At 37.1% G+C, this 21,397-nt stretch carries 18 protein-coding genes; 2 read left to right on the forward strand and 16 right to left on the reverse strand.

Annotated features, from left to right (window positions below; translation table 11 throughout):
- Positions 1-44: 44 nt before the first annotated feature.
- The 15 genes from recG to ACQKIM_RS06165 form a co-directional block, all read right to left on the reverse strand.
- Positions 45-2,090 carry an ATP-dependent DNA helicase RecG gene (gene recG / locus ACQKIM_RS06095; protein ID WP_427540586.1) on the reverse strand — a complete coding sequence of 682 codons (2,046 nt, stop codon included), beginning with the start codon at positions 2,088-2,090 and terminating at the stop codon, positions 45-47.
- A 400-nt stretch (positions 2,091-2,490) separates the two neighbouring features.
- Positions 2,491-3,606, reverse strand: a complete 1,116-nt coding sequence (locus tag ACQKIM_RS06100; protein WP_427540589.1) for a mandelate racemase/muconate lactonizing enzyme family protein — start codon at positions 3,604-3,606, stop codon at positions 2,491-2,493.
- A 32-nt stretch (positions 3,607-3,638) separates the two neighbouring features.
- Positions 3,639-4,784, reverse strand: a complete 1,146-nt coding sequence (locus tag ACQKIM_RS06105) for a M20 metallopeptidase family protein (protein ID WP_427540592.1) — start codon at positions 4,782-4,784, stop codon at positions 3,639-3,641.
- A 15-nt stretch (positions 4,785-4,799) separates the two neighbouring features.
- Positions 4,800-6,215, reverse strand: a complete 1,416-nt coding sequence (locus ACQKIM_RS06110; protein ID WP_427540595.1) for a YfcC family protein — start codon at positions 6,213-6,215, stop codon at positions 4,800-4,802.
- Between the two features lie 261 nt (positions 6,216-6,476).
- Positions 6,477-7,337 (reverse strand): LysR family transcriptional regulator, encoded by an 861-nt coding sequence (locus ACQKIM_RS06115; protein WP_427540598.1) that lies wholly within the window; start codon positions 7,335-7,337, stop codon positions 6,477-6,479.
- Between the two features lie 182 nt (positions 7,338-7,519).
- The gene (sdaAA, locus tag ACQKIM_RS06120) at positions 7,520-8,428 is read right to left on the reverse strand and encodes an L-serine ammonia-lyase, iron-sulfur-dependent, subunit alpha (protein ID WP_427540601.1); all 909 of its coding nucleotides are present in this window, start codon (positions 8,426-8,428) and stop codon (positions 7,520-7,522) included.
- Between the two features lie 13 nt (positions 8,429-8,441).
- Complete coding sequence (gene sdaAB, locus ACQKIM_RS06125) at positions 8,442-9,104, reverse strand: L-serine ammonia-lyase, iron-sulfur-dependent subunit beta (RefSeq protein WP_427540604.1); 663 nt, start codon at positions 9,102-9,104, stop codon at positions 8,442-8,444.
- A 350-nt stretch (positions 9,105-9,454) separates the two neighbouring features.
- On the reverse strand, positions 9,455-11,104 hold the full coding sequence (locus ACQKIM_RS06130) for a DAK2 domain-containing protein (RefSeq protein ID WP_427540607.1): 1,650 nt from the start codon (positions 11,102-11,104) through the stop codon (positions 9,455-9,457).
- 18 nt (positions 11,105-11,122) lie between these two features.
- The gene (locus ACQKIM_RS06135) at positions 11,123-11,485 is read right to left on the reverse strand and encodes an Asp23/Gls24 family envelope stress response protein (protein ID WP_054770620.1); all 363 of its coding nucleotides are present in this window, start codon (positions 11,483-11,485) and stop codon (positions 11,123-11,125) included.
- A gap of 109 nt (positions 11,486-11,594) precedes the next feature.
- The gene (locus ACQKIM_RS06140; protein ID WP_427540611.1) at positions 11,595-12,800 is read right to left on the reverse strand and encodes a GGDEF domain-containing protein; all 1,206 of its coding nucleotides are present in this window, start codon (positions 12,798-12,800) and stop codon (positions 11,595-11,597) included.
- A 506-nt stretch (positions 12,801-13,306) separates the two neighbouring features.
- Positions 13,307-14,623 (reverse strand): hypothetical protein, encoded by a 1,317-nt coding sequence (locus tag ACQKIM_RS06145; RefSeq protein WP_427540614.1) that lies wholly within the window; start codon positions 14,621-14,623, stop codon positions 13,307-13,309.
- A gap of 153 nt (positions 14,624-14,776) precedes the next feature.
- Entirely contained in the window at positions 14,777-16,381 is a 1,605-nt protein-coding gene (locus ACQKIM_RS06150) for a M20/M25/M40 family metallo-hydrolase (RefSeq protein WP_427540617.1), read from the reverse strand.
- A gap of 42 nt (positions 16,382-16,423) precedes the next feature.
- Positions 16,424-17,809: an amino acid permease gene (locus ACQKIM_RS06155; RefSeq protein WP_427540920.1), complete on the reverse strand. Its 1,386-nt coding sequence runs from the start codon at positions 17,807-17,809 to the stop codon at positions 16,424-16,426.
- Between the two features lie 147 nt (positions 17,810-17,956).
- Positions 17,957-18,718 (reverse strand): dimethylarginine dimethylaminohydrolase family protein, encoded by a 762-nt coding sequence (locus ACQKIM_RS06160; protein WP_427540620.1) that lies wholly within the window; start codon positions 18,716-18,718, stop codon positions 17,957-17,959.
- A 75-nt stretch (positions 18,719-18,793) separates the two neighbouring features.
- The gene (locus ACQKIM_RS06165; protein ID WP_427540623.1) at positions 18,794-19,666 is read right to left on the reverse strand and encodes a dimethylarginine dimethylaminohydrolase family protein; all 873 of its coding nucleotides are present in this window, start codon (positions 19,664-19,666) and stop codon (positions 18,794-18,796) included.
- Positions 19,667-19,909: 243 nt separating this feature from the next.
- On the opposite strand from ACQKIM_RS06165, the gene ACQKIM_RS06170 reads away from it, so the two are divergent.
- Positions 19,910-20,650 (forward strand): IclR family transcriptional regulator, encoded by a 741-nt coding sequence (locus tag ACQKIM_RS06170; RefSeq protein ID WP_427540626.1) that lies wholly within the window; start codon positions 19,910-19,912, stop codon positions 20,648-20,650.
- 187 nt (positions 20,651-20,837) lie between these two features.
- On the forward strand, positions 20,838-21,026 hold the full coding sequence (gene rpmB, locus ACQKIM_RS06175; protein ID WP_004227417.1) for a 50S ribosomal protein L28: 189 nt from the start codon (positions 20,838-20,840) through the stop codon (positions 21,024-21,026).
- Positions 21,027-21,279: 253 nt separating this feature from the next.
- Here rpmB and spoVM read toward each other — a convergent pair whose 3' ends face one another.
- Positions 21,280-21,387: a stage V sporulation protein SpoVM gene (gene spoVM, locus ACQKIM_RS06180; protein ID WP_376781229.1), complete on the reverse strand. Its 108-nt coding sequence runs from the start codon at positions 21,385-21,387 to the stop codon at positions 21,280-21,282.
- Between the last annotated feature and the right edge of the window lie 10 nt (positions 21,388-21,397).

Here is a 21,397-nt window from a genome sequence, read left to right on the forward strand (position 1 = left end):
TCAAAACAAGCCCTTACATCCTATTGATAGCATCTGAATGATTATTAATCGAAGCGTTCTCCTTGCAATACTCCTGACTGTTCAAGCATTGCCCGTAACGCTTGATAGTCATCATGATGCCAAAAAGCATCTGTCTCAAGTATCTCGATAGCATCTTTTCTCGCAGTCTCAAGAATACGATAATCATGCACTAAATCTGCTACTTTAAAGTCTGGCAGACCACTTTGCTTCCGACCAAAAAAATCACCTGGTCCACGCAGCTCCAAATCTTTTTCAGCCAGCCGGAACCCATCGTTCGTTTCTGTCATTGACTGCATTCGCTCTTTCCCTTCGTCTGATTTTGGGTCAGCTAGTAATACACAATACGACTGGTGCTCCCCACGTCCAACACGCCCTCGCAGCTGATGCAATTGTGCTAGCCCAAAGCGTTCTGCATCATAAACAAGCATAAAAGTTGCATTCGGTACATTCACCCCAACCTCAACAACTGTTGTTGATACAAGCACATCTATTGCCCCCTCACTAAAGGCACGCATAACAGCATCTTTTTCATCAGCTGTCAGACGACCATGCATTAATCCAACATGGTATCGTCCGCTAAAATACGTAGCAAGCTGCTCATAAATCTCAACTGCATTTTGGACATCAAGCTTATCTGATTCCTCGATGAGTGGACAAATCGCATAAGCCTGTCTACCAGCAGCAAGTTCCATTTCAAGCTTTGACAAAACAGAGCCGAATTGCTCCTTTTTCATCCAGTGCGTTTCAATCTGCTTACGTCCTGCTGGCATTTCATCAATAATGGAAACATCCATTTCTCCAAACGCTGTGATGGCAAGCGTACGTGGAATAGGGGTTGCTGTCATAAAAAGTACATCTGGATTATTCCCTTTATCGCGCAGGATTCTACGCTGCTCAACCCCAAAACGATGTTGTTCATCTGTAATAACAAAACCAAGATTACAAAAAATAACATCCGGCTGAATCAAGGCATGTGTTCCAATCAAAATATCAATATTTCCATTAGCAAGCTCCTCCAAAAGCAAGCGACGCTCTTTTGTTTTTGTTGATCCAGATAGTAAAGCGACACGTACACCAAATGGCTCAAACCATTCTGTCAAGTTTTCAGCATGTTGTTCTGCTAATATTTCTGTCGGCGCCATCAACGCTCCCTGAAAGCCTGCAGTAACAGCCCCATATAGGCAGATTGCCGCAACAACAGTTTTCCCTGACCCAACATCTCCCTGAAGTAAACGATTCATACGATGCGGTTCTTTCAGATCTTTGCAAATCTCATTGACCACACGTTTTTGAGCAGCCGTTAATTCATAAGGTAACGATGCAATGAAGGCACGCAGTTTTTGTAAATCATATTGTATAATAGTGCCATGCTCACTATCCTTTCTAATTTTTCGTAAAGCTTGGATTCGTAGCTGAAAGAATAGTAACTCTTCATAGGCAAAGCGTCGTCTAGCCTGTTTTGCATGCTCGGCATCAAGAGGGAAATGAATTCCTTCAAGACCATCAGCTATTGGAGCAAGCTTATAGGCCTCTTGTAAATGTAATGGAATAGCATCTGGTATCTCTGCGCCAATGTCATCTAACGCTTGTCGCATGTATTTACGAAATCGTTTTTGCGGAATCAAGCCTTTCAAGCTATAAACAGGCTCAAAATCAACTTGATCTGTCTTTGGACCAAATGTGACAGATGTTCCATTGATTACCTGTCTGCCTCTGTCCCACTTACCTGTGACCGTAATAATAGCTCCAGGAATAAGCTTTTGCTTTAAATAGCCTTGATTAAAAAAAACAACCTTTACTAAATGGCGACCTGCCAGCACTGTCACCTGTAATCTTGATTTATTGCGACCTAAAAACAAAATTGTCGGTTCACGCTCAACTTTACACTCAACGGTAACACGCTCATTATGGGGTGTTTGTGTCAAATCCTTTAACCGAAAATCCTCATGTCTATGTGGAAACGTCCATAATAAATCTGCTATCGTCTCAATGCCTAATGCCTCTAAATGTCCTGCAGTTTCCTTCCCGATTCCCTTTAATCCGGTGACTGGACTCGTTAAATCAGTCATCTTGTACGACAACTCCTTTCATGATGCTGGCTATATCAATTTCGCCTTGGCGTAATTGCGTCCGGATTTTGAATTGTGCCCGTACAATTCATTCCTTTGAAAATCCGTGACATCCGCCGGAGGCTTTATCTTCATTCAGTAGGTGTTTGGACACCCACTGAAAAGGAACCAAAACCGCTTTCATCTCACCACATGTAGAGGTGGGAGTCTTCTGCTGAATGAAGATAAGTTAAATGTTCTATGTAGCTAATAGCTTTTTCATTTACACTGTATCATAAATCTACAGTCTTTCCTTACAATAAACATTTTCAAATGCACTAAAAAATCCCTACCTCAAATTGAAGGTAGGGCCTTTCAATATTTCTATTCTACATATTGTTTAAAAATGTAAATGTTCCTATCATACTGGTTTGTTAATTTCACAGGAAAAACGAGTAATTTCATTTACAAATGCTTCATCTACTTCTATGCCTAGTCCTGGCTTATTACTAAATTGAATGACATCTCCATTATAGTGGACCTTAGCCACATCCTTTATAAACATGAGGGGACCGACCATCTCATTTGTTTGAATAATGTTTTTACTCATCGCTAGATGTGCTCCAGCCATTGTACCGATAGCTGATTCAACCATCGAACCAACTTGACATGGCATGTCGGCTGCCTCTGCTAAACTCGCTAAAGCTAAAGCAGGATAAATGCCACCAGATTTCATTAGTTTAATATTAAGCATATCAGCTGCTCGCATCTCAATAACATTCACTAAATCGTAAATATTATGTACACCTTCATCAATCATTACTTTATTATTTACAACAGATCTAATTTCTTTTAAAGCTCTTATATCATGTGCCTTCACTGGCTGCTCATACCAATCCACATGACAATCAGACGTTTCGTGTATTACCTTTAATGCCTCAATTCTATTCCAGCCTTGGTTAGCATCAACACGAAGTTGAATAGTGTTTCCTATAGCATTTCTGACTGCTTTAATTCTTTCAATATCGGTGTCTGCGTTGGTACCTACCTTCATTTTTATATTCCTAAAACCTGCTGCCACAAAACTCCGTGCATCTTCCGCCATTTCCTGAGGATCTTTAATACTAATTACTCGTGGAACCTGTAGCTCCTCATGTGCTTTCCCACCAATTAATTGATATACTGGCTGCCCTGTAATTTTTCCCATTAGATCATAGATAGCTATATCTAGTGCAGCTTTTGCAGAAGGAACGCCATTTATCTTATGATTAAATTTTTGATGAATGCGATCAATAGCAAATGGGTCTTCATTTATTATTAATGGAGCTAATTCATGTTTAATAATTTGATAAGTACTTTCCCAAGTTTCTCCTGTTACATTTTGATCAGGAACAGCCTCACCCCAGCCTACTATCCCCTTATCCGTTTCAATTCTTACAAATATGGTTGGCATATCATCTAAATGAACATATGAAATGATAAAAGGTTCTTTTAATAATAATCGCGCAGCAAACACTTCAACTTTCTTTATTCTCATGTTTAACATCCTTTCTACTTCATGCAAATCCTTTATTGATAATGATTTACTAGTTCAATAAATAACTTTATCGCATCAGGAAACACATCTTCATCAAGATCAAACTTTGGATGATGATGTGGATATTGACTCTTTTCTCCACCCATACCGACAAAGATGAAGGCACCAGGTTTTTTCTGTAAATAATAGGAGAAATCCTCCCCTCCCATAACTGGATTAACCAATTCAAATACTTCATGCCCAAATTCTCTGCAAACAATGTTTTCCACAAATTTTGACTCATTTGGATCATTTATAAGCGGTGGGGTGCCTATTATAAAACGAACCTTTCCTTCTGCACCAAAAGCTTGACATATTCCCTCTGTTAAATTGACCATTTTTGTTTGAATGATATTGACTGTTTCTGGCGTCAATGCTCTTATTGTTCCTATTAATCTCGCTGAATCAGGGATAATATTATACGTTGTACCAGCTTGAACATTTCCTACTGTAATAACTCCTGCTTCAATTGGATTTATGCTTCTGCTTATTATACTTTGAAAGGCTTGGATTAAACTGCTTGCAATATAGATGGGATCAATTGTTTCATGAGGCATCGATCCATGGCCACCGTATCCTTTGATATCAATTTCAAAATCATCAATGGAAGCCATCATTGGCCCATGAGTTAACCCAATTCTTCCTTTTTCAAGACCCTGCCATAAATGAATACCAAAAATAGCATCTATTCCTTCTAAAATACCTTGTTTAATTAGTAAGTCAGCTCCACTCGGTGTGATTTCTTCTGCAGATTGGAATATGAGTACAACATTTGGTTCAACCTCATTTCTCGATAGCCATTCAGCAACAGCTAGTAATATTGCAGTATGACCATCATGACCACACATATGAGCAATCCCTGGTTTTTTAGAGATATATGTTTTTTCTCCCTCTTCAACAATCGGCAGCGCATCTATGTCTGCTCTTAGTGCTATAGTTTTCGAACCTTTTGACCCCTTTACTAATCCAACAACACTAGGTGGTCCAAAAGACAATATGTCAATATTCAACTCCATCAATCTATTTCGAATGAATTTACTTGTTTCAAATTCCTGACCAGAAAGCTCAGGGTATTGATGAAGATATCTTCTGTCTTCAATTGCTCTTTTTGTCAAAGACTCTAAATTTATGATTTCCATTAGTAAAACTCCTTTTTAAAACGGCCCATACTGAATAATCTGCGCAATAATTAGTGATACAACAGCAACCGTAACCTGCAATAACATGAAAGGTAGAATCCACCTTATCCATTTTCCCCATGGTATCCCTGCAATTGAGAGTCCAGCCATAAGGAATCCGACTGTCGGAAAAATGATATTAGACATACCATCACCAAATTGATAAGCAAGAACTGCCGTTTGCCTTGTAACACCGATCATATCAGATAAAGGAGCCATGATTGGCATAGTTAAGGCAGCTTGTCCGCTCCCTGATGGCACCAAAAAATTCAAAAATAGCTGGAAAACAAACATACCTACCGCATTTAATGCTGGAGGAATAGTATCAAGTATTGAGGCTGTATGATATAAAATAGTATCGATAAGCCCGGAATTATTAAAAATAACAAGAATCGTTTGAGCTAAACCAATAATTAATGCACCACCAATTAAATCTCCCGCACCTTTCATAAAGGAATTAGCAATTCGGGATGGCGATTGCTTTCCAATAAGCCCCATTAAAATACCAAATAATAAAAACAAGCCAGCTATTTCAGTAATATACCATCCTAATTTAATGACACCATACATCAGGACAACGAAATTCAAGAGAAATGTTAACATAACGAGCTTATGACTTAATTCCATCTTGATTGACTGATTCGCAAGCCCTTCCTTATTGCCAAATTTAAAATTTCCATAGAAACCGAGTGAAGGGTTATTTTTTACCTTCCTAGCATAGCGATAGACATAAACTGTAGCTATGACATATAAAATGACAAAAATGATAAGACGTAAAGCAATTCCAGAGAACAGTGGCAGTCCAGCTATTTCTTGCGCTATCCCGACAGTGAATGGATTCATTACTGCTGCTGAAAAGCCAACTGATGCTCCAAGAATGACAATAGCGAATCCTGTAATAGCATCAAAGCCCAAAGCAATGGCAAGTGGGACAAGTATGCCCACATAAACGATTGTTTCATCAGACATTCCCATTAATGAACCTGCACATGCGAAAAATAACATTAACACGGGAATAATCAACATCTCACGCTTTGCCATTTTCACTGATAGCATTGCAATAAACGATTCTAATGCCCCTGTTGCTGAGAGTATTCCAAAGGTTCCTCCAACAATTAAAACAAAGAAAATAATACTCGCACCCTGCATCATACCTGAATGAATACTGCTAAAAACATCCAAGAATCCTATTGGGTTCATATCCGTGTAAGTAAAGGTCCCTGGCTGGATCACTTCTCGTCCATTCAATTCTTCTCGTTGAAACTCACCTGCCGGAATGATATACGTCAACACAGCCGATAGAATGATAAGGCAAAATATTAAGACATATACATTTATTCCTTTCTGTTGATCATTTAATTCTGTATCTTTTTTAGTTACAAATTTACCCATAAGCAGTCCCCCATTTTATAAACGCTTTTATTTCTCCCACAACGTCATCCCCTTTTTTTGAAATTTCCGTCTTCTAAATTGTAAGTGATAGTATCGAAAATAAAAAATTGCTATTTCTAATAGTAACTATTGATAAATTTACATATAGATAAAGAACATTTCCTCTGTTTTCCTATTTATGTTATTAAAAATTTGATAATAAAAACGCTCCATTCTACAATACATTTGCAGAAAAGAGCGATGGTCATTTCATTTTTATATTTAAATCGTTCGCCAAGTATCTTTCACTAAATCGATAAACGTACTCACATTACTAAATTCCTTAGAATTATGTGGATAAATCAAATATGTTGGTAACCTTTTAGGAAAACGATTTAACACCTGAAGACTTCCCTTATTTACCTCCTTTTTTATCAATATATCACTCAGTAATGCTAAACCCACTTGTCCCACAGCCGCTCTTTTTATAGCCTCTTCACTTCCAAATTCGACAATTGTTTTTGGGTCACATTGAATGTCACGAAGGCAACTTCTTATATTATCATCCAATCCGTAGGTTATAAATGGGTATTCATCAAATATTTCCTCAGTTGTTCTGTCCTTTATAATATTAGGGTTACCAACTAGTACTAAATCCTCTTCCTCAAGTAGAACTCCTTCTATACCTGAATAATTAGGCTTTCCTGCTACAAATCCTAAATCTGCCTGATTAGAGCTTACAAGTGCAGCTGTTTCCCTACTGTTCGCACATAGAAGCTTTAAATTTACCTGTGGATATAGCTTTAAAAATGAACCTATAATATGGGATAAATAATATCCACAATAAAATTCTGGAGCGGCAATTGTTAAATGACCATAAGGCTTTTCAAAATTTTTCAAATCCTCCTCCATTTCTTCTAGGATGTTAAATAATTTATCTGTATGCTCCTTTAAAATCTTTCCGACTTGAGAAAGAAACATTTTCTTTCCCATCCTATTGATTAAAGTATGGCCTATCTCATCCTCTAACGCCTTAATTTGCTGGCTAATCGTTGGCTGACTGTAATTTAATAGTTGAGCTGCTTTGGTAAAATTAAGATAAGTCGAAACAACATGGAATGTTTTTAAATTGCGTAAATCCATTACCTCACTCACACCCTTGTTAGAAAATCAATTTAAATTTTTTTATTAAATATCATACTATCAAAAATAATGAAACGTAAGAGAATGTTATTTCCAAGTATGTAGAGGGTGCTAAAGTACTAACCCATCGTGATAAAATAAACATGCTATCCCATAAATAGATAGCATGTTTAGTCAGCAACTTATTGAATTGCTTTAATACTCTGTAACCCACCATTTTCTAAAATGGCTTTACTAATCGCTTTACCTGTCGGTGTCGCAGCCAAACCACCTCGGGCAGTTTCCTTTAAATTTGGACTCATAGATTGTCCGATTCGATACATCGCCCCAATTACTTCATCACAAGGAATACGGCTTGTGACACCTGCGAGGGCCATATCAGCTGCCACAAGTGAATTAGCCGCTCCCATTGCATTTCGTTTTACACATGGGACCTCTACTAACCCAGCTACAGGATCACAAACAAGACCTAGCATATTTTTAAGTGTAATGGCAAACGCTTCAGAACATTGTTGCGATGTACCACCAGCCATTTCAACGATAGCTGCCGCAGCCATACCTGCTGCTGAGCCAACCTCTGCCTGGCAGCCACCAGCAGCACCAGAAATGGAGGCATTATTGGCAACTACAAAACCAAAGGCACCCGAAGTAAATAAATAGCGAATCATTTGTTCACGTGTTGGATTTAACTTATTTTTAACAGCAAATAATGTACCTGGAACAACCCCAGCTGAGCCTGCGGTTGGTGTTGCACATATTGTTCCCATCGCCGCATTAACCTCATTCGTTGCAACCGCCTTGCTGACAGCATCTAATAATAAATCTCCAGATAAGGATTTTCCTTGTGCTATATAAGTTTGAAGCAAAACGGCATCTCCACCAGTTAAGCCTGTCACAGACTGCACACCTTTTAAGCCACGTTCAACAGCCTCCTCCATGACCGTTAGATTACGATCCATTTGCCCCATAATTTCTTCTCGCGAGCGTCCCGTTATTAACATTTCCTGCTCAATCATAATTTCAGAAATTAGTTTACCCTCTTGCTCTGCTCGTTCAACAAGTTCACGAACATTATAAAACAATACGTCCATCGTGAGACACCCCCTAGTTGTTAATTTTTGATACCTTCGTGATATGTGGTATTAATGAAATTTGTTGCAATACTTTTTCCTCTATATTTTGATCGACTTCAATTACCATCAGAGCTGTTAATCCTCTCTCAATACGTGAAACCTCCATATGACCGATATTGACATCATGCATCGCTAAGCAATTAGCAACATTGGCAATACAGCCTGCCCGATCATCATGTACTACAAGAATGGCTGGCATTCCCCCAGTTAAACGTAGCTTGAAACCGTTTACTTCACTTACTTCAATTTTACCGCCGCCAATAGAAATACCAACGACAGACATTTCTCCCTCATCATCACCTATGACAAGACGTGCAGTATTTGGATGCTCAGTATTCGCAGTTTCTGGGATAAATTCATAATCTAGCCCAGCTTTTTCGGCTTCAGCAAAAGCTATTTTAATACGCTCGTCAAATGTATCAAAATTTAAAAGGCCCCCGATTAATGCAACATCTGTTCCATGCCCTCTATACGTTTCAGCAAATGATCCATATAAGTGAATTTTAGCCCACTTAGGCTGTCTACCAAATAGATCCCTAGCAACACGCCCAATACGAGCTGCCCCTGCCGTATGAGAGGAGGAAGGCCCAATCATAACGGGTCCAATAATATCAAATACTGAAGTAAACTTCATTCAAACACCCCTCTATTCTATCCATATAATAATATTTACATTTACTTATATCATGCTTGATAGTAACTATAAAAGTAAAGCAATAATTTATCAACTTTCAGAAAATTTACACGACTATAATTTATACAATGAGAATATTGCTATTTATTGTCCATTCTCTACATACAGCAACCTAGGAAGGCTTATATTCCAGTATTTCCAATTTTATCGTCCTCTAGGTACGTACAATGAGTTGTTTATTTATGGCTACTGTAAGTTAGTAATTATCTTCTATTCTCCTTATAGCATAAACAAAAGCAGTACACGAACTGTGCACTGCTTTATCTATTCATTTGCTAAGTAGCATCTAATTATTCTACCGAAATAATATATGGATATAATCCTTGTTTACCATTAAATAGCTCAATTTCTACCTCTGGATAGTTCTTTTCGATAAATTTCACTAACTCTGAGGCATTTTCTTCAGTTGTATCCTCACCATAAATAACTGTAACAATTTCAGCATTTTCATCTACTAAATCAGTAATTACCTTTTCAGCAGCATCTTTTAATGCAGGTGTAGATAACACAATTTTCCCTTCTGCAAGAGCCATGAAATCATCCTTATGAATTTGAATTCCATCTATAGACGTATCACGCACTGCATAAGTTACTTGCCCAGTTTTTACGTTAGCAAACGCTTCGCTCATTGCTGCTTGGTTTATGTCAACTGTTGCTTCTGGATTGAACGATAAAATAGCTGCCATACCTTGAGGAATAGTTTTAGTAGGTACTACTGCTGCTTCAATATCTAGAAGCTCAACCGCTTGTTCAGCTGCCATGACAATATTTTTGTTATTCGGTAAAATTAACACCTTATCAGCACCAATTTCTTGCACTGCTTTCACGATATCCTCAGTTGAAGGGTTCATTGTTTGACCACCTTCAATTACGTAAGATGCACCGATTGAACGAAGTAATTCAGCTACGCCCTCACCCATTGCAATTGTTACTATAGCATATGGATGTTTTTCAACCTTTTTGACTGTAGTCGTTGCTCTATGATCCTCACCAACAATTGCAGAATGTTGTTCACGCATATTGTCAACCTTAATTTTAATCAAACTGCCATATTTTTGTCCCATTGCTAAAACAGCACCTGGCTGCTCAGAATGGATATGCACTTTCGCAATTTCTTCATCTGAAATCACTAGCAAAGAATCACCTAGTGGGTTTAGTTCGTTTCTAAATTGTTCTTCACTAAAAGGCTCTTTGCCTTCCTCAAATCGCACCATAATTTCCGTACAATAACCGAATTCAATGTCCGCAGTATTCATGAAATCCTGTGCTCTATGATGTTCTGCATTGATTAGATCATCTAACGTTGCTTCATTTTTCTCTGGTAATGGTTCACCTTTCAAGGAAGCTAAAAACCCTTCATACACAAATAAAAGACCTTGACCACCACTATCAACAACACCTACTTCTTTAAGAACTGGAAGTAACTCAGGTGTACGCTCTAATGATGCTTTTGCTTCCGCTGTAAATGCCTCCATCACCTTAATGATATCGTTTTCAGTTTCAGCCACTTCAACGCCTTTTTTTGCAGCTTCACGAGCAACCGTTAAAATCGTACCTTCAACAGGTTTCATGACTGCTTTATATGCCGTATCTACGCCTGCTTGGAAGGCACCTGCAAATCCCTTAGCGTCAATTGCAGCTTCTTTTTCGATAAACTTACCAAAGCCTCGAAATAGCTGAGATAGAATAACGCCAGAATTACCACGAGCTCCCATGAGTAATCCTTTTGACAAAGCCTGTGATGTTTTGCCAATATGTTCTGAGGCAGAATGCTCTGTTTCCTTGGCGCCAGATGTCATCGATAAGTTCATATTCGTTCCTGTATCGCCATCTGGCACTGGAAATACATTTAATGAATCAACATAATTTGCATTTTGGAATAGGTGATGAGCACCCATTTGCACCATTTCCGCAAACTTTATTCCGTCTAAAGACTGCATTCGATTTAGTTCCTCCTCTTAATCATTCGCTACACGAACGCCCTGCACAAAAATATTGACAGATTTTACGCTCATACCTAACGTTTTATCCACTGTATATTTCACTTTCGACTGTACTTGGTAAGCCACTTCCGAGATTTTCGTACCATAACTAACAATAATGTACATATCGATATGTAGATCGTCGTTCTGCTGTCGAATAACAACACCTTTTGCAAAGTTTTCTTTACGTAAAATATCAGTAAGACCATCACGAATTTGATGTTTAGATGCCATGCCAACAATACCGTAGCATTCTACAGCAGCGCCACCAGCAATTTGTGCAAGTACATCTGTTGAAATATCAATTTGGCCGAATTCATTGTTTAATTCAATTGACATAGAAATGCCCCCTTGGCTCTTTTTGACTAAACTATATTGTAACACTTTCGTTATACAATAAGCAACCTAAGAGGGCATGAAAACGCTCTGTATCAACGTTTCACTTGCATTATATAGGATAAAATACTTCTTCATCGAATAATTCATTTTTGCCATAAAAGTTGTTACGTCCGTTTTGCTTTGCTTTATATAATGCTTGATCAGCTAATTCACAGCATGTTTCTAATTGTTCAATAGTTGAAATTTTGGCATGGCACATTCCGATACTGACTGTTACGGTATCGGCTATTTTTGAATGTTCGTGACGAATGTTTAAACTACGGACTTCCTCTAAAATTTCTTCACAAACATGCTCAGCAAATTTGGATGCATGTTGGCTGATAATTACAAATTCTTCGCCTCCCCATCGTGCAGCAAACGCATTATACTTTCCAGCAATTTCGTCTAGTACAGCAGCAACCTTGATTAATGCCTCATCACCTTGTAAATGACCATAATGATCATTGAAATTTTTAAAGAAATCAATATCAATCATCATCACTGTTATGTTTTTGGCTTTATGAAGCTGCTGCCCTATTTGCGCAAGTTTGTTATTAAAAGCTCGTCGATTTGGAATATTTGTCAACGAATCACGAAGTGCTTGCTCTGACAGTTCATTATTTTTTTCAGCTAATAATTTTGATAATTGCTTGGATTTCGTCATTTCTTCACCCAATAAAATATGTTGCGTTATAAATTGTTTCTGAACCTTGTAAATATGATGCTGAATAACGAACCCTATTGGAAGAATAAGGGACATCGGCAGGAAAACTTTGATACTTTCACCTGATATTCCATTACCCAAATAAGCACTGATAAAAATTGCTAGTGCTGTTACTACAACAAGTGGATATATCTTACGAAAAGAAATGGCGAAAACCGTACAAATAATTAAAAACAGTACCTCATATAAAGCAGCATGTTTAAAATAATATACATCCATTACTGTGATAGCTGTAATTAACAATAAAACTATATAAATATACATAAGTAGGATCATTTCATATTTGCGCAAGTTCAAGAATGTAACATGTATTTTCTTTTCTTTAATAAGTAATAAAACAGCCAAATCAATATAAAACAAAATAACATGAATCGCAATATAAGCTGGCACCATCACTCTTTCTGTTTTTGAAAAGAAAACCTCACCATAATGTATGATTGTAATGACGACTGATACATACATTAATGACCATGCCACTGTCCGCATACGCTTCAAATTAAAATAGATCATTTCTTGACGTATAGCGAGAGCAAGTTTTTCTTGATTTTCCATACTGTCCGCTCCTATTGCAATTTAGTAAATAATATTTCCTATATTTATCGTCTAAATAATTAAAAATACAAGTAGTCTCCTCAAAATTGTTGAAAATCAATTGAAAATAGCTAACTATTCACATTCATTTCATGAAATTCTGTTTAAAGGATACTCATTCGTAAACAATCCACAAATATGCAAGCTTTTAAACAATCTCGTCTTAAAATTCCTTCATCCTTATCCTATTCTTTTATAGGAAAAGATTGCTCTTTCACGGCGGGCATTCTAAATCTTTTTCCAATAATTTCTATCTTCAATAGCAATCTCTAATTCGGCATTTTTATTGAAAAACTCTATATTTTTTAAATCCACCCATGCCTTGTTCAGTTAATCATACATTTTTTTACAGCTAAATAGGAAGTAAGATCAAAGCCCAAAAATCAAAAAGGTGAGGAAAAACTATTCTTTTTCCTCACCTGTTTATTAAGATTTTCACCCTTCAAGCAAAAAAAGCAAAGGATTGGTTATTCATAGGATCTTAGTTCGCTGCTATACCCATTGATATAACCATAGCCTGGTGCAAAAAATTCACCATAGGACGTTTCCACAACATTGTTGAACGTACCTGATGGCTTTGTGAATGTGTAATGAATGGCACGAACAAACCCTTCATCTTTCATTCCGTTCTCTACTCTAGTCACTTTTGAGCCTTCTGTAACTGGCTTTTCAAATAAATATTTGATACCATCCTTTTCATAATTAAAGGTTTGTTCCGTTTCATGATAGTCAATGAACTGATTGTTGTTCTGCGTCTCAAAACGGTTATTAGCTGTTTTCTTATATACACCATTCGTATATACTAGTTGCTGAAGCGTATCATTTGGCAAGAAAGATGTTGTAATAATTGGTGATTCGTTCGGTTTTATGGTAGCTAGGACTTTTTTCGGTACATAATACGTTTCCCCATCTATCTCAATCCAAGCTGTCATATTTTTTTCTGTCAATAAAGTTACTTCATCAAAACGCTTTAGCTCTTTGGACTTTTTACCTTTACCAATAACTCCATATCGAATATAGCGTTTCTCTTGAGCTTGCACAGGTTGGAGTAATGTTACAGGGATATATGTAAAAATAAAATCTTCTCCCCATGTTCCTAGCTCTTGCATTCTAAGATATCCATTTATTTCAATTCCTAACGATTGAAAAACAGTTCCTTTTGAATATTTTCCTCCCGCATTTCCTCCAGCCATTGGACCTCTTAAGTGCCGTGTATCGGCTGTTAGCTTATAGAGTCCTTCATCTCTTTTTATTGTTTCGGCAACGCGAATATCTGTGGCATCAATATAGCCCCCTCTAATATTTCCCTCAGATGGGTACGTATAATCGTAGTATAGATTTTCACCAATAACAATATCATAGCTAGGGGAACCATATTCAAATCCTTTTAAATAATGTGTTCCATAGTTTAAGTTTGAGGCTTGACCATTGATGTTGATATAGCCAGGATTATCATAAAAAGAAGCGCGTATGTTCAGAGGTACTTTCTTAAAAACAACTAAATCCGTTGCTTGTACACGGTATCCCGAGCTCATCCAATAAAACGTTTTATTGTCATACTTTTCAATATCATACACTCGGAAATAGTTGTTGCGCTTAACTGTCATCGAGCTATACGTACCATTTGCATTTTTCTTATATACTTTTACATCTTTTGTAAAGGTCATTTTTCCCGTTTGCCCCTTAGCAACTTGAGCCCCGTCCCACTGTACTTCCGCTTTAGATGATGATGGGTTTGTTAGAAAGGCTAAGACGATTAGCAAAGTGATAATATATTTCTTCATCTATTTTCCTCCGTTTATTTTTAATTAAATTTCTAATTTTTATTTTACCATAACAAGCCTGTTACTAATTAACTAATTCTTCTATCTAAAGCCAATGAAAGAAGAGCGACTTTTCCATATAGGCATAAGTCGCTCTCAATAAATCTACTACTATTAAAATAGACTCTTAATAAGAGTGTCAAGCATCACAGGCATTTCCTTAAAGGCACTGTCCACATGTAATCTTTCTGTTTTTTGATGGGCGTCCTTGCCGAAGGGACCAACATTCAGAACAGGGCCTTGTAAAGCAGACATGGCTTCAAATGGAATACTATACGTATCGCCATATACTGGTGTGTTGCGCTCAAAAGCAGTCCATCCATTTGAATCATCTGAATAGTTCACGTAGCTCAAATCACAAATACCATTAAAATAATGAATTTGCTCTACTTCAATATCAAATGTTTTGGCTGTTTTCTTCATCAATTCAATCGATTGAATTACTAATGGATGATTCGATGAATTGATAGCAGGATAATAAGGTGGAGCATACAGTAATACAGTTGCTGGCGTAAGTTCTTGGCAACGAATCATTAGCTGATCCACAATTCGGATGGATTTCTCACGATCATCCCATACACTATTTTCCAGAACCTGACGCTTTATGGATGCCACTTCCTCGGTACCTAATTTATGAATTGCGTGCTCCAAAAGCGCCTCATAGCGTAGGACTTTCACCTCACCAACACCTTTGACTTTTTCACGCTCACAAATTTGTTGATAGGACTGATTACAAGCTGACATAGCCTCTAAAGCTACTTGCTCAAATATATCCATTACTTCGAATGCAGTTCTCTTTAATAGGAACACATTGTAAAGAGCAGCCGCACGATATGGCGTTTGTGTGGAATACTCCATTTTCAAATCCTTTAATTGTAAGGATACCGGTAATGGTGTACTCTCACCAAGATCTGTTTCACGGAATATTGGATTCCACTCCATATGCTGTGTCATATAAGAAGCAATAAAGTTCGCGGTCATTCCCTTTAATGGCTCGCCAACATGTGTTTCTTTCCCATAGAATAAGGCTGCAGGCATAATTTTCCCGATAGTTCCTGAATAGATATATTCATTTATATCAGCAGGTCCCTGTGAAAACGATGGCTCACTATTTAAAAATAGTTTATAAGTTAAACCATATTGTTCACGAAGTCTGACTAGCTCCACAACTGCAGCTCTCATCCCCGCCGAATTCACTTCTTCATCAGGTACAGCCGTTAAAATTAAATTAATGGGCCATTGTTCAATGCTTGCTTTTTCGATTAATTGCATATGCAATGCAAGTCCCATTTTCATATCCATCGTTCCACGGCCAAATAGATAATTACCAGATTCTAAATCAATTCTTGCGGCTTCAGGTAAATCTTTTTTGTATTTAGGCTCCATCAACTTTCTTGTTAATTCTTCTGGATAAAAGGCAAAAGGTTCAAGCTCTCCATACTCCTCTGTATGGACAGTATCAAAATGACTAATTAATACCACTGTCTCTGTCGCAGCTGGATGCTTATACAAGGCTGTTACAGCATTACGCCCAAGTCCTGCATCATGCAGCTCAATGAATTGCGGATTATCTTGAAAATAAGAAAGCGTTTGCAATATATTTTTTAATTTATAAGCAAACTCATTCTCACCTTTCGTTAGTGTTCTACTTTCCCAGCTAACAATTTCACATAACAATGCTCTTAATTTTTCAGGTGAATCCCAATAATAATTTTTCATAAAAAAGTCTCCTTTATTCGATTTTTTAAGATCGAATGCATTTCATTGTCTATCCAGTGATTCCTGTTCTGTTATTTCCAGCTCAGAAGAAACCGTATTTGTTTTACTCAATTTAACCTTGTAGAAAATCATGCATGCTATAAAGAATCCAATACCATAGAGTAAACCAATTCTTTGCGTTGGATCGAATGCTAAAAAGGCAAGGATTATCACGCAGAAGCTAATACAAAACACTGGAATTAATGGATAAAATGGTGTTTTAAATTTTAAATCCGCTACATTTCCTCCAGCCTTTACATAACGATAGCGGAACATCAATTGAGAAGCACATATTCCCATCCAAGAAATCGTAACGGATATACCTGCAATAGACATGAGTAAAACAAATACTGCATCTGCTTCCATTACACTTGTTAATAGCGAAAGCAATGAGAAAAGCATGGTAAAGATCAATGCATTCAAGGGCACTTTATTTTTAGTGAGACGTCCAAATAATTTTGGAGCCATTCCCTCTTTAGACATCGACCATAGCAAGCGTGTTGATGCATATAAGCATGAGTTTCCTACTGATAAAATAGCCGTTAAAATAACAAAATTCATAATACCGGCAGCATATGGAACGCCAGCTAAATTCATTAACGTTACAAATGGACTTTCTAATAAGCCCAGCTCAGAAGATGGGAATATTGCAGACAATACAATAATAGAAGCAATATAGAAAACAATGATTCTAAAAAGAATCGTCCGTATTGCTCGTGGTATATTTTTTTCTGGACTCTCCGTTTCCCCTGCAGCAATACCGACAAGCTCAGATCCCTGATAAGAAAAGATAACATTCATCATCGTGACAAAGATAATACTTATTCCTGCCGGGAATAACCCAGAAGGTGCTAAATTCGAAAAATGTGGTGTAGGGCGATCTGCTAATGGAATCAAACCAAAAATCGCAGCACCCCCAATAATAATAAATGCTATGACCGCAATGACTTTAATACTCGCAAACCAGAACTCTGCTTCTGCAAAACCCTTTGTTGTTAGTGCATTTAAGACAAATAGAAGAACCATAAACACTGCACACCAGATCCAAATTGGCACATCCGGAAACCAATGCTGCATCAAAATTCCCGCAGCTGTAAATTCGACCCCTGCTGTTGCTGCCGATCCAACAAAGTACATCCATCCTAATGAGAAGCCAGCTGATGGGCTGATAAAACGTGTTGCATAGGTTTGGAAAGATCCTGTTACAGGCATATAAACAGCAAGTTCTCCAAGACAATTCATAACCATATATAATATTAAACCACCAAACAAATACCCAATTAAAGCTCCCCCGGGACCTGCCTGATTGATTGTATAGCCAACATTTAAGAATAAACCTGTCCCAATAACGCCGCCAAGTGATAGCATCAATAAATGACGGCTTTTCATTGAACGGTTTAAAAGTTGTTCTCCGTTATTCACATTCCATCCCCACTTTCTATATATCCCCAATATAATAAATATTCTGATATTTATAGTATTAAAGTACCCAATCAATTTATCCCTTATAAATTGATTGGGTAGTTGTACATTTGATTAAAAGCGTAACGATAAACAGCTTAGTCCACCATCATGTTTTCTGAATTCAGACATCTCAAGCTCAATTGTTTGGTAGCCTAAATCATTTAGCTTACGGTTAGTTTCTGGATAGCCAGCTGGTATAATCACATAATCATTAACTTGAATACAATTTGCTGAATACTCATGTTCTTTTGGAATGATAATTTTTTCATAGGAAGCAAAGGCAGGATGATCGATAAATTCACCTGCAAGAACCATGCGATTTTGACCCACATAGGCGATCCCTGTTTTTAAATGAAAGAATTCCTTTAATGGGATAATCGTTGCCTCATAGCCCTCTTTTTCAACTATTTCTTTAAATTGTCTTGCTCCCTCTTCATTTGTTCTGTCAGAAATACCAACATAAAATTTCTTTTCAGCCTGTAGCACGTCTCCACCATCTAGTGTTCCTGAACCTTCAATATAATATAATTTCTCATAGAATTTCTTTACTGTTGGTTCGATATCTTCTATTTCACGATTGCGAGCCTCTGCACCCGGATTTGAAATAATCGCAAACTCAGATGTTAAAACAGCAGTGTCTTCTACAAATGTTGAATCTGGAAATGCCTCATTTACAGGAAGCTGAGTTACTTCTACGCCACATTTTTTTAACGCTTCCACATACTTTTCATGTTGTTCAAATAATTTCTCCAATACTGGTTTTCCTAAATCACTTGTCGTTAAACCGTTTACAAAACTATTACCTGGATTTTTTACAATAACATTTTTAAACATGTATTTCGTCTCCTTTTATATCTTATATAACTAGCAATACTTACTATTCAGAGGGATGAAGAGCATTCCCTCACTTTATCCCCTTACCACTGGACAAGTTAGACAAGTTGGTCCACCTGTTCCTTTTACTGTGATTTCATTACCTTTGTATTCATAAACGGTAGCCCCTGCATCAAGTAGCTGCTGTTTTGTTATTGGATTTCCTTGTGGAATTATACATACTCTTGGTGCTAGTGCTAGCACATTGCAGCCTAATCCGTCGTATTCATCTTTCGGTACCTCAATCAATTGAATACCTCGTTCGATTAATAGCTGACGGAAGAATACTGGCATTAATCGGGAATGTACGACCGCCAGATCTTTATCAACCATGCTAATAAAGGACATTAAGTGTAAACATTCTGCCTCTCCTAAATCATGTGGAAGTTGTACAACAATAAATTCATCAACGATATCAGCTGTCATTTCCTTTAGCTGACGAATTGCTTCATCATTTGTTCGATACCCTCTCCCTACAACAAGTGTTTGATCATCAAGCCAAACAATATCGCCGCCATCTGAAACTGCATCCCCTGTTAATTCGCCAATGATTGGAATACCTTTTTCTTGTAAAAAATCTTTATAAACGGCTGCTTCAGGTTGTCTGAGAGTTTTACCAGATTTTAAAATAATAGCTCCTTTTGGCGTAAATTTGACTGGATCATGTGCATAAAGGGAGTCTAAGCCTACATTCTCTGATTCTGGTAAATAATCAATTTTGTCAACATACTTTTCAAGAATCGCAATAAATCCTGCATATTCTCTTAGTGCCTCATCAAAATTTGGTTCTGATAAGTAGTTAAATGTTTTCCATTCATCTCTAAGATGCTCCTGGCTTCGGAAAGCATCTTGTGGATGTTTTACTATTACGTGTTTTAAAGGTGCATACATTGATGAACAATAATGCATTCCCTTCACCCCTTTTCCGTTTGGTGGAAAACGTTTCCGTTAAGAGGAAAGTTTATAAGAAAAATATATGTGTTTTATGCTATACTGTCAATATATTTAGAAAAATTTTTATATTCATACTGCTCTTTGCGATAAAATTGAATACTTATAATGCTTTCTAATGTAAAGATAATACTGTGATTATAGAACTAGACGCAGACAAGGAATAAAAATAAAATAATAGGAAGGAGAGGTGGGAATGATATGCAATTATTAGAACGTGCAATGACGATTGCTAAAGTTTTAGCTTCTGAAACAAGTGAAAACAGCTTGTCCATATCAGAGCTTTCGGCAAAATGTGATTTGCCGCTTAGTACATTACATAGAATTTTAAAAGCGATGATTAAGCAAGGAATGATTGAGCAAGACGAGCAGACGAAACAATACCGACTCGGTACAATATGGATGGAGCTTGGTTTACAAGTGTATGATACGATGGATTACATTAGTAAAATAAGACCTGAATTAGAGCGTTTAGCAAGAAAAGTAGAGGAAAGCGTTTATTTAAGTAAACCTGCTGGATTAGATACGATTATTATTGAAAGAATTGACAGCGCTGCTAATCCAATTCGTATTTACGATCAGCTCGGAATTCGTATACCAATGCATATAGGTGCTGCAAATAAAGCTATATTAGCTGCTATGCCTGTTGCTCAAGCAAAAGAAATCATGGAGCAACTCATGCCACATGAAGAAATCGCTGAATTCGAGGCACAGGTTGCTATAATAAGACAACAAGGATTTGCCATTAGTCATGGAGAAAGAACAGCAGGAACCTCTTCGATTGCCGTCTCCATTCTAAATGGTTTTGGTGAGGTAGTAGGTGCCGTAAGCATAGGCTTTGTAAGCTTTAATGTTTCTCCAGAACATATTGAAAACCTAACAGATTCTCTAGTGAAAACTGGTAAACATGTCTCAGCTAAACTTGGCTATCGAGGAAAATAAGATGATGCCTTCTCTTTATTATTAAACAAAATTAGAGAATGGTTTTCTGTCTGTAAAGGTTTTTTTCTTGAAAGGTTATGTGAAAACTGTTGCACTGAACGTCATGGTATGTTAAATTATTATGGTATGTGAAATACCGAACTGAAATAATAATCTTTCAGCATTAACAGTAAGGAGGGAATACAACATGCCAAAACAATGTGTAATCACTGGACGTAAAGCTCGTACTGGTAACAACCGTTCCCACGCTATGAACGCTAACAAACGTACTTGGGGTGCTAACCTTCAAAAAGTTCGTATCTTAGTTGACGGTAAACCAAAACGTGTATGGGTTTCTGCTCGTGCATTAAAATCAGGTAAAATCGAGCGCGTTTAATCGCCGCTTCTAAAAAATCGATTTGGCATATAGCGCAAATCGATTTTTTTCTTTCTAATCGGGCATACTACCAACCGCCTTTGTACATTTTAATATAGTGCAACAAGCAGCTATAAAGCCTCTATTCATTATTTCAGTGTAATGAATAGAGGCTTTAGATTTATTTTCTCAGAACTATAAAAAAAGAATCTTATAAACGAAGAATCTAATAGTAGTTTTCAAACGCTAGTGCAGAAAAAAAATCCGACCAGAGTTAGTCGGATTTTTTTACTTTCTTGTCTTTTTTAAAAAGATTGATACATGTACGCGTAATACTACTCACAACTTTTGGCAACTGAAAAGTATAGACTTTCAGGACTATCTCCTCCTTA

The sequence above is a fragment of the Lysinibacillus sp. NPDC047702 genome, assembly GCF_050272555.1.
GTDB lineage: Bacteria > Bacillota > Bacilli > Bacillales_A > Planococcaceae > Lysinibacillus.